Source organism: Sulfitobacter sp. CW3, from assembly GCF_019392245.1.
Taxonomy (GTDB): domain Bacteria; phylum Pseudomonadota; class Alphaproteobacteria; order Rhodobacterales; family Rhodobacteraceae; genus Sulfitobacter.
Genome location: NZ_JAHXRL010000464.1, coordinates 1 through 247, shown reverse-complemented (window position 1 = coordinate 247; position 247 = coordinate 1). Strand labels below are relative to the sequence as shown.

1 pseudogene is annotated in these 247 nt (G+C 72.9%); it reads left to right on the top strand.

Annotated elements, in window-relative coordinates:
- Nucleotides 1–247 (top strand): annotated as a pseudogene (locus KZZ06_RS21825) (hypothetical protein); the annotation flags it as partial.

The following is a 247-nucleotide window of genomic DNA, read 5'->3' as shown; positions in this document are numbered from 1 at the left end:
CACGGCAACCGCTTCACGCGCGAGCGCGTCACGGCATTGCGCTCGCAGTACCGCATCCCGGTGTTCCGCGAGGCCGCGGCGGGAGAGGAGCCTTGGCTGAACCTGACCCAAGCTGCCGCCCGCGTCGGCGTTGCCGCGCGAACCCTTCGCCTGGCGGCGGAACGGGGCGAGATCGATGCAGCGCATCCGCTCGCGGACGGACCTTGGGTCTTCAGCCGCGCCGCTCTTGACGGCCCGGCTGCCCGGG